The sequence below is a fragment of the Streptomyces flavofungini genome (assembly GCF_041028215.1).
Taxonomy (GTDB): domain Bacteria; phylum Actinomycetota; class Actinomycetes; order Streptomycetales; family Streptomycetaceae; genus Streptomyces; species Streptomyces flavofungini_B.
Genome location: NZ_JASKYR010000349.1, coordinates 1 through 8,345 on the forward strand (window position 1 = coordinate 1; position 8,345 = coordinate 8,345).

Sequence of the window (8,345 nt, forward strand, 5' to 3'; positions counted from 1 at the left end):
ACGCCCAGCTCTACCGCCGACTCGCCTGGGGCCGCCTCGCCCAGTTCGACATCCTCGACACCCGGCAGTACCGCTCCGACCAGGCGTACGGCGMCAAGKCGCACGCCGCGGGGCCCGAGACGGACGACCCGGCGCGCACCATCACCGGCGCCACCCAGGAGCGCTGGCTCATCGACGGCTGGCGCCGCTCGCGGGCCCGGTGGAACGTCGTCCCCCAGCAGGTCACCTTCTCCCAGCGCAGGCTGGACCTCACCGCGGAGCCGAAGCTGTCCATGGACGCCTGGGACGGCTACCGCGCCTCGCGGCAGCGGGTCCTCGCGGGCGCGCGGGCCGCGGGCCTCGACAACCTCATGGTCCTCACCGGTGACGTGCACGTCGGCTACGCCTTCGACATCAAGGCCGACTTCGACGACCCCTCCTCCAAGAACCTCGGCACGGAGATCGTCGCCACGTCCATAGCCAGCGGCAAGGACGGCGCCGACAAGCCGTCCAACTGGGACACCTACACCAAGGCCAACCCGCACCTGCGCTTCTACAACGGCCGGCGCGGCTACGTCACGGTCGCCTACGACCGCGAAGCGGCACGGGCCGACTTCAAGACGCTGAACGCCGTCACGACGCCGGGCGCCCCCATCAGGACGGCGGCGTCCTTCGTCACCGAGGCGGGTGACCCCGGGTTGCACCCGGCGTAAATCACCGGCCCCGCCGGAGGGGCCAGGCTCTCAGCCCCTCCGGCGTTTGAGGAGCGGGGTCCGGGGCGGGGGGGGGGGGGGGGGGGGGGGGGGGGGGGGGGGGGGGGGGGGGGGGGGGGGGGGGGGGGGGGGGGGGGGGGGGGGGGGTTCCGGGAAGGGGCGGGATCGGGGAGAAGRACCCCGCCCACCMCACCGGAGCCGGAGCCATGACCACGACCACGACCACCCTGATCACCAACATCGCATCGCTCGTCACGAACGACCCCTCCCAGGGGGACGGGACCCCCCTGGGCCTGCTGACGGACGCCGCAGTCGTCCTCGAAGGCGACACCATCGCCTGGGTGGGCCCGGCCGCCAAGGCCCCGTCGGCGGACGCGCGGCACGACGCCGGAGGCCAGGCCGCCATCCCCGGCTTCGTGGACAGCCACAGCCACCTCGTCTTCGCGGGCGACCGCACCCAGGAGTTCAACGCGAGGATGTCGGGCCGCCCGTACTCGGCGGGCGGCATCCGTACGACGGTCGCGGCGACCCGCGCGGCGACGGACGAGGCCCTGGAGGCGAACGTCCGGCACTACCTGGCCGAAGCCCTCCGCCAGGGCACGACCACCTTCGAGACGAAGTCCGGCTACGGCCTGAGCACCGAGCACGAGTCCAGGGCCCTCCGCATCGCGGCGAAGCACACGGACGAGGTCACGTTCCTCGGCGCGCACATCGTCCCGCCGGACTACGCCGACGACCCGGCGGCCTATGTGGAGCTGGTCACCGGCGAGATGCTGGAGGCCTGCGCCCCGCACGCCCGCTGGATCGACGTCTTCTGCGAGAAGGGTGCCTTCGACGGCGACCAGGCCCGCGCGATCCTCACGGCGGGCAAGGCGAGGGGCCTGCACCCCCGTATCCACGCCAACCAGCTCTCGTACGGCCCGGGGGTCCAGCTCGCCGTCGAACTGGACGCGGCAAGCGCCGACCACTGCACCCACCTCACGGACGCCGACGTGGACGCCCTGGCCCAGGGCAACACGGTGGCGACCCTGCTGCCCGGCGCGGAGTTCTCGACGCGGGCGGAGTGGCCGGACGCCCGCCGCCTCCTGGACGCGGGCGCGACGGTGGCCCTTTCCACGGACTGCAACCCGGGCTCGTCGTTCACGTCCTCGGTGCCGTTCTGCGTCGCGCTCGCCGTACGGGACATGGGCATGACCCCGGACGAGGCGGTCTGGTCGGCGACGGCGGGCGGCGCGGCGGCCCTGCGCCGCACGGACGTCGGCGTGCTGCGCGAGGGCGCACGGGCGGACCTGGCCCTCCTCGACGCCCCCAGCCACGTGCATCTGGCGTACCGCCCGGGGGTCCCGCTGGTCAGCGAGGTCTGGCGCGCGGGCGCGCGCGTGGCCTGATGGGGTCAGGCGGGGTCAGGCGGGGTCAGGCCCACATACCGCCGTCGACGCGGAGGACCGTGCCGGTGACGTAGGAGGCGCGGTCGCTGAGCAGCCAGGCGGCGGCCTGCGCGATCTCTTCGGGGTCGGCGGCACGCCGCAGCGGCGTCTGGGCGTTGAGCTGCTCGATGATGCCGGGGGACTCCGCGTCCCAGTCGCGCAGCATCTCCGTGAGGGTGGTGCCGGGCGCGACGGCGTTGACGCGGATGCCCTCCGGGCCGTACGTGACGGCGGCGGACGCGGTGAGGCTGTTCACCGCGCGCTTCGCCGCGCCGTAGACAGGCAGCGCGGGGTTGGCCAGGAGGCTGCCGACGCTGGAGGTGTTGACGATGGCGCCGCGTCCGGCGGTGGCGCGGATGGCGGCGACCTGGGCGGTCATGGCGAGCCAGGGCCCCTTGAAGTTGATGTCGCTGACGCGGTCGAAGTCGGCCTCGGACAGCTCGTCCATGGGACCGGGTGCCTGGCCGGTGGCCCCGTTGTTGAAGGCGACGTCGAGCCGTCCGTACAGCTCGACGGCCCGCTGGACGGCGCCCCGGACGCTGTCGCCGTCCCCGAGGTCGCAGACGGCGTACGCGGCGGTGCCGCCGTCCTCCGCGATCTCCTCCGTCACCGCCTTCAGCGGCGCTTCCGAGCGGGCGGTGAGCAGGACGCGGGCGCCCTCCCGGGCGAAGAGGCGGGCGGCGGCGGCGCCGATGCCGCGGCTGGCCCCGGCGATGAAGGCGACTTTGCCGTCGAGCAGGCCGGGGGCGGTGCGGTGGTCACATATCTGGTTCATGCCGCCGAGCCTGACCCCGCCGCCCGGGCCCATCCAGGCACCACCAGTACCTGGCTGCGCGCGGAGCGCGGCCCGCACACTGGACGGGTGAACCGACAAGAGCTGGCGGGCTTCCTGCGCGGCAGGCGCGAACGCATCACCCCCGCCGACGTGGGCCTGCCCGCGGGGCCGCGCCGCCGTACGCCGGGACTGCGCCGTGAGGAGGTGGCGCAGTTGGCGTACATCTCGACGGAGTACTACACGCGCCTCGAACAGGCGCGGGCCCCGCACCCCTCCCGGGAGGTGCTCGGCCAACTGGCACGCGCGCTCCGCCTGTCGGACGCGGAACGGGACCACCTGCACCACTTGGCCGGTACGCCGCCGGGCCCGTCGGCCGGACCCTCCAGGGAAGTCCGGGCGAGCCTCGTGGACCTCCTGAACCGCCTGCCCGAGGCGGCGGCGGTCGTAGTGTCGGCGACCTACGAGGTCATCGCCTGGAACGGCCTGGCGGCGGCTCTCCTGGAGGACTTCTCGGCCCTCCCGCGCCGGGACCGCAACCTCGTCCGCCGCCACTTCCTGGTCGACTCCCGCCTGTACGGCGCGTCGGACGCCGAGGAGTTCGCCCGCAGCGCGGCACACCACCTGCGAGCGGTCGCGGCCCGCTACCCGGACGCCCCGGAGGTGAAGGCCTTGCTCAACGAACTCCTCACCTCCAGCCCGGAGTTCGCCCGCCTCTGGGCAACCCACGAGGTGGCCGCCTGCCCCATCCTGTGCAGAACCTTCGACCACCCCCAGGTCGGCCCCGTATCCGTGAACTGCGACGTCCTGGACATCACCGACCGCGACCAACGGGTCTTCCTCTACACGGCGACCCCGGGCACCCCCTCAGCAGAGGCGATGCGACTCCTGTCGGTCATCGGAACCCAGAAAATGGACGTACCGGGCTGAGGCCCCTGGACCACCATGTCGCCACAGCACCACCCCGACACCAAATCCCCATCCAGCGCACTTGCCGCACGGCACGCCCCCTGTATGCCGAAACACAACTTCGCGGAAGTGGGTGCGAGGGCATGGGGGCGGGCCCCTTCCACCATCCAACGCAGGCAGCGCCTTCCAATGCTGCCGACGCCTCTCAGGGGGCCAGTCGGTCGCTCGTCACAGAGCAACGTCATCCGCCACCTCGGCGAAGGCACCCCCGTCACCGTCCGAGTGACCCGCGGCGACGACGAGAGCGGACGCGGCCTCGCCCTCCTCGACGCCGTCTCCCTCCGCTGGGGCGTCCGAACAGACCGCGAACAGCAAGACCGTGTGGTGCGAACTGGGGGAGGGTTAGTCGCCGCAGGGGTCCCACCCCACGCGTCCCGCGAGTGAAAAGCTGAGAGGTATGAGGACCATCGGATTGATCGGCGGCATGAGCTGGGAGTCCAGTGCCGAGTACTACCGGCTGCTCAACCAGCTCACCAAGGAACGGCTCGGCGGGCTGCACTCCGCCCGCTGCGTGCTCTACTCCGTCGACTTCGCGGAGATCGAGCGGCTCCAGGCCACGGGGGAGTGGGAGCGGGCCGGGGACGTGCTGGCCGCCGCCGCGAAGGGCGTCGAGGCCGCCGGCGCCGATCTCGTGCTGATCTGCACCAACACCATGCACAAGGTCGCCGACCAGGTGCGCGACGCGCTCTCCGTGCCGCTGCTGCACCTCGGCGACGCCACCGCCGAGGCCGTACGCGCGGCGGGCGTCACGCGCGTGGGCCTGCTCGGCACCGCGTTCACCATGGAGCAGGACTTCTACCGGGACCGCCTCGCCGGGCACGGGCTCGACGTCATCGTGCCGGACCGGGACGGGCGCGACCTCGTGCACCGCGTCATTTACGAGGAGTTGTGCCTCGGCGTGGTGCGGGACGAGTCCCGGGCCGCCTACCAGGAGGTCATCCGGGATCTCGTACGGCGGGGCGCGGAGGGCGTCATCCTCGGCTGCACCGAGATCGAGCTGCTCATCGGCGCCGAGCACAGCCCCGTACCCGTGTTCCCCACCACCCGCATCCACGCGGAGGCCGCCGTCACGGCGGCGACAAGCGGCCTCTGAGGACAGCGGAAGGGCCCGCCCATGGTCAGCGAACGGGCGGGCCCAACAGAGCGCACGGTGCGTGCGGTGCGTGCGGTGCGCGTACTACTCCTCGACCGTCAGGCCCTTGCGGAGCTTGACGAGCGTGCGCGACAGCAGTCGCGAGACATGCATCTGCGAGATCCCCAGCTCCTCACCGATCTCCGACTGCGTCATGTTCGCGACGAAGCGGAGGGAGAGGATCTTCCGGTCGCGCGGCGGCAGTTCGGCGATCAGCGGCTTCAGGGACTCGACGTACTCGATGCCCTCCAGGCCGTGGTCCTCGTAGCCGATGCGGTCCGCGAGCGCGCCCTCGGAGTCGTCCTCCTCGGGCTGGGCGTCCAGGGAGCTCGCCGTGTAGGCGTTGGACGCCGCCATGCCCTCGACGACCTCTTCGTTGGAGATGCCGAGGCGGGTGGCGAGCTCGCTCACCGTGGGGGCGCGGTCGAGCTGCTGAGCGAGTTCGTCGCCCGCCTTGGCGAGGTCGAGCCGGAGCTCCTGGAGGCGGCGCGGTACGCGCACCGACCAGCTCGTGTCGCGGAAGAAGCGCTTGACCTCACCGACGATCGTCGGCATGGCGAACGTGGGGAACTCAACGCCGCGGCTGAGCTCGAAGCGGTCGATCGCCTTGATGAGGCCGATCGTGCCGACCTGGATGATGTCCTCCATCGGCTCGCTGCGGGAGCGGAACCGGGAGGCCGCGAACTTCACCAGGGCGAGGTTGAGCTCGACCAGTGTGTTGCGGACGTATGCGTATTCGTGCGTCCCTTCCTCGAGCGTTTCGAGACGCTCGAAGAGGGTCTTGGACAGGGCCCTCGCGTCCAGCGGCGCCACTTCGTCGTACGGCGGGATCTCGGGAAGGTCGTGAAGCCCTTCGAGGGCGAGCTGAGCCTGGGCGGACTCAGTGTCCTGAGCCTGGGCGGACTCAGGGGTGGGGCCCGGGATCGCGGTGGCGGAGCGGTGCGGCAGGGTTGTCGACGACGCTTGGTCAGTATGCGATTCGTCGAGCCGGGGTGACATGGTGTCCTCCATCGTTCTCGGCATATGGCTGCCGATGCCAATACGTGCACTGCGGTGTGCGGCGCCTCCAAAGCCGTCCGTGTCGATTGGTGTCTCTTCTACCCCTACCCGCTTCGACGCGTCGGTCGCAAGTGCGTTCTGAGTCGAAATGTCCGAATTCTGGAGGATGTTCGGGTACCCCAAAGCGCGGCAAGGGCGTAATGTTCGGGGACGTCATCAACAGGTACGACGGGGCGGAAGAGAGTTTCGGATGGACCGCGGCACGGTCGGCAGTGCGCACATGGGCCGGCTTCTGGTCGAAGTGCGGAAGACGGGAGCGAGCGCCGTCGTGACCCCGGCGGGTGAACTGGATCACCACACCGCCGATGTCCTGCGGGAGCCGCTGGAAAGCTGCCTCGACGAGGGCGTTACCAAGCTTGTGGTGGACTGCTCGCGGCTTGAGTTCTGCGACTCCACCGGGCTCAACGTGCTGCTCGGGGCCCGGCTCAAGGCCGAGGCCGCGGGGGGTGGAATCCACCTGGCCGGGATGCTGCCGGTGGTGGCGCGGGTCTTCGAGATCACCGGGGCCGAGGCCGTCTTCACGGTCCACGAGACACTTGCCGCCGCACTGGCGGAGTGAGCTCGTGCCGGTCCCGCGTGATAGTTACGCGTCAGTTGTCCTCGTGTGATCAAGGCGTTACCAGTGTCACACGGGCCGTCCGGAATAAGTGGGTGTTCTCACGGTCCGGCCGGGCAGGAGAGACCTGAATCCGTCATCTGTAAGAACGGCAAGCAGTCGATGTCCCTACTCGTCCAGAGTCCTCTGCGTGGCCAGAGTCCTCAGTCCTCTTGTCGGTGAGGTGAAGCGCTGATGAGCACCACCCGGCCTTACTCGCCGGGCGACCGTGGCCCGGAGTCCGAGGCCACCGTCGCGGACGCTCCCGCGGACCGTGCCTCCGGGGAGCCAGGCGCTCGCCAGGTCCGCAGGTTGAGCCTGAACGGGGCGAGCGGCATCGTTCCGATGGCCCGTGACTACACCCGGGAGGCGCTGCACGCCTGGGGCTGGCTGCCCGCGGAGAGCGCCGAGCGGCGCGCCGCCGCCGAGGACGTGCTCCTCGTCGTCTCCGAGCTGGTCACCAACGCCTGCCTGCATGCCGAGGGCCCCGACGAGCTCTGGCTCTCCACCGACGGGAAAGTGCTGCGCATCGAGGTCTCCGACCGGGGTACGGGGCAGCCCGCCCCGCGCACCCCGCACCGTGCCGGTCGCCCCGGCGGCCACGGCATGTTCATCGTCCAGCGGCTCTGCCTCGACTGGGGCGTCGTCCGTACGCAGGGAGCGGCGGGTAAGAAGGTATGGGCGGAGATGGGCGCACCCGCCTGAGTCCGTCCTGCTTCGGCCCGTCCCCGTATCGGCCCGTCCCCCATCGGCCCGGCCGCCCCTGGCCACGGCTGTTACCCGCGGTTCACTCACGCGCCGGATCACCACGGATCCGGCGCGTCTTTTGTCTTCCCTCGGCAAGGTCCCGGGCGTACCTTGAGCGCCCAATCTGATGTGCCGTCAGTAATTCAGCGTTACTCCGCACCGCGGCACGCCACGACGACCGGCATGAGGGGAACACGAGGTGTCGTACAAGAAATCGGCCGCGCTCGCGCTTGCCACCGCCCTGGCCGGCGGCTCAGCGGTGCTGATGGCCGCCCCCGCCGCGCAGGCCACCGTCCAGGACGTCAACTACCAGTGCAAGACGCCGATCGGGGACAAGAGCGCCGTCTCGCCGATCGACATCAAGAGCGTCAGGAGCGGCAGCGGCTACAAGCTCACGATGTCCTTCCAGAAGGGCGTCTCCTCCAGCCCCGTGGAGCTCGGCAAGGGCGCGATGAAGCCAAGCGCGGTGATCAAGCTGGGCGGCGCCGAGAGCGGCACGGTGGCGGTGTCCGGGGCGACCAACGCCGAGGCGATCCCCGCCAACACGCCCATCAAGATCAGTGACCTGTCGGGCACGTACACGCCGAAGAAGAGCGGCAAGGTCACCTTCACGGCCGGGGTCCTCACGATCAAGGCGCTCGGTACGACGACCACGTGCACGCCGTCCAACAACCCGAAGCCGTCCCTGGAACTCACCGTCAAGGGATCGGGCGGCTCCGGCGGCTCGGACGACACCGGGGGGACAGGAGGCTCGGGCTCCGACACCGGCTCGGGCGGAGCGACGGGCGGCACCGGCGGCACCGACGCCTCCGGCGGCTCCGGCAGCGCGGCCTCCGGCGGCGGCGAACTGCCGCAGACCGGACCCGCCGACTCCGCCATCGCCCTCGGCACCCTCGGCGGCACGGTGCTGCTCGCGGGCGCGGCGGGCGCGCTCTGGCTGACCCGCAGGAAC

Annotated in this window: 9 protein-coding genes and 1 pseudogene; 8 read left to right on the forward strand and 2 right to left on the reverse strand. The window is 71.3% G+C overall.

The genetic code is table 11. The features are described 5' to 3' along the window. Nucleotides 1–692, forward strand: a 692-nt coding sequence (locus tag AB8Z36_RS22985) for an alkaline phosphatase D family protein (protein ID WP_369215253.1), incomplete at its 5' end; no start/stop codon positions are given. A gap of 206 nt (nt 693–898) precedes the next feature. Further along, a complete protein-coding gene (gene hutI / locus AB8Z36_RS22990) occupies nt 899–2,080 on the forward strand; it encodes an imidazolonepropionase (RefSeq protein ID WP_369215254.1) in 1,182 nt (393 codons plus the stop codon). A gap of 25 nt (nt 2,081–2,105) precedes the next feature. On the opposite strand, the gene AB8Z36_RS22995 is transcribed toward hutI, so the two are convergent. Beyond that, complete coding sequence (locus AB8Z36_RS22995) at nt 2,106–2,927, reverse strand: SDR family NAD(P)-dependent oxidoreductase (protein ID WP_440581977.1); 822 nt, start codon at nt 2,925–2,927, stop codon at nt 2,106–2,108. 54 nt (nt 2,928–2,981) lie between these two features. Here AB8Z36_RS22995 and AB8Z36_RS23000 point away from each other — a divergent pair, with 54 nt between their 5' ends. The 3 genes and pseudogenes from AB8Z36_RS23000 to AB8Z36_RS23010 all read left to right on the forward strand — a co-directional run bounded on the left by AB8Z36_RS23000 (nt 2,982) and on the right by AB8Z36_RS23010 (nt 4,953). Beyond that, a complete protein-coding gene (locus tag AB8Z36_RS23000) occupies nt 2,982–3,821 on the forward strand; it encodes a helix-turn-helix transcriptional regulator (RefSeq protein WP_369215256.1) in 840 nt (279 codons plus the stop codon). Between the two features lie 168 nt (nt 3,822–3,989). Continuing rightward, a pseudogene (locus AB8Z36_RS23005) lies at nt 3,990–4,206 on the forward strand (hypothetical protein). A gap of 51 nt (nt 4,207–4,257) precedes the next feature. Then, nucleotides 4,258–4,953, forward strand: coding sequence for an aspartate/glutamate racemase family protein (locus tag AB8Z36_RS23010; protein ID WP_369215257.1), 696 nt, complete (start codon nt 4,258–4,260; stop codon nt 4,951–4,953). Between the two features lie 84 nt (nt 4,954–5,037). On the opposite strand, the gene AB8Z36_RS23015 is transcribed toward AB8Z36_RS23010, so the two are convergent. After that, entirely contained in the window at nt 5,038–6,003 is a 966-nt protein-coding gene (locus AB8Z36_RS23015) for an RNA polymerase sigma factor SigF (RefSeq protein WP_369215258.1), read from the reverse strand. Nucleotides 6,004–6,241: 238 nt separating this feature from the next. Between AB8Z36_RS23015 and AB8Z36_RS23020 the strand changes: the two genes are divergently transcribed. The 3 genes from AB8Z36_RS23020 to AB8Z36_RS23030 form a co-directional block, all read left to right on the forward strand. Continuing rightward, nucleotides 6,242–6,610: an STAS domain-containing protein gene (locus AB8Z36_RS23020; RefSeq protein WP_369215259.1), complete on the forward strand. Its 369-nt coding sequence runs from the start codon at nt 6,242–6,244 to the stop codon at nt 6,608–6,610. A 231-nt stretch (nt 6,611–6,841) separates the two neighbouring features. Beyond that, complete coding sequence (locus tag AB8Z36_RS23025; protein WP_369215260.1) at nt 6,842–7,351, forward strand: ATP-binding protein; 510 nt, start codon at nt 6,842–6,844, stop codon at nt 7,349–7,351. Nucleotides 7,352–7,592: 241 nt separating this feature from the next. Continuing rightward, the coding region (locus AB8Z36_RS23030; protein ID WP_369215261.1) for an LPXTG cell wall anchor domain-containing protein at nt 7,593–8,345 on the forward strand (753 nt) is incomplete at its 3' end.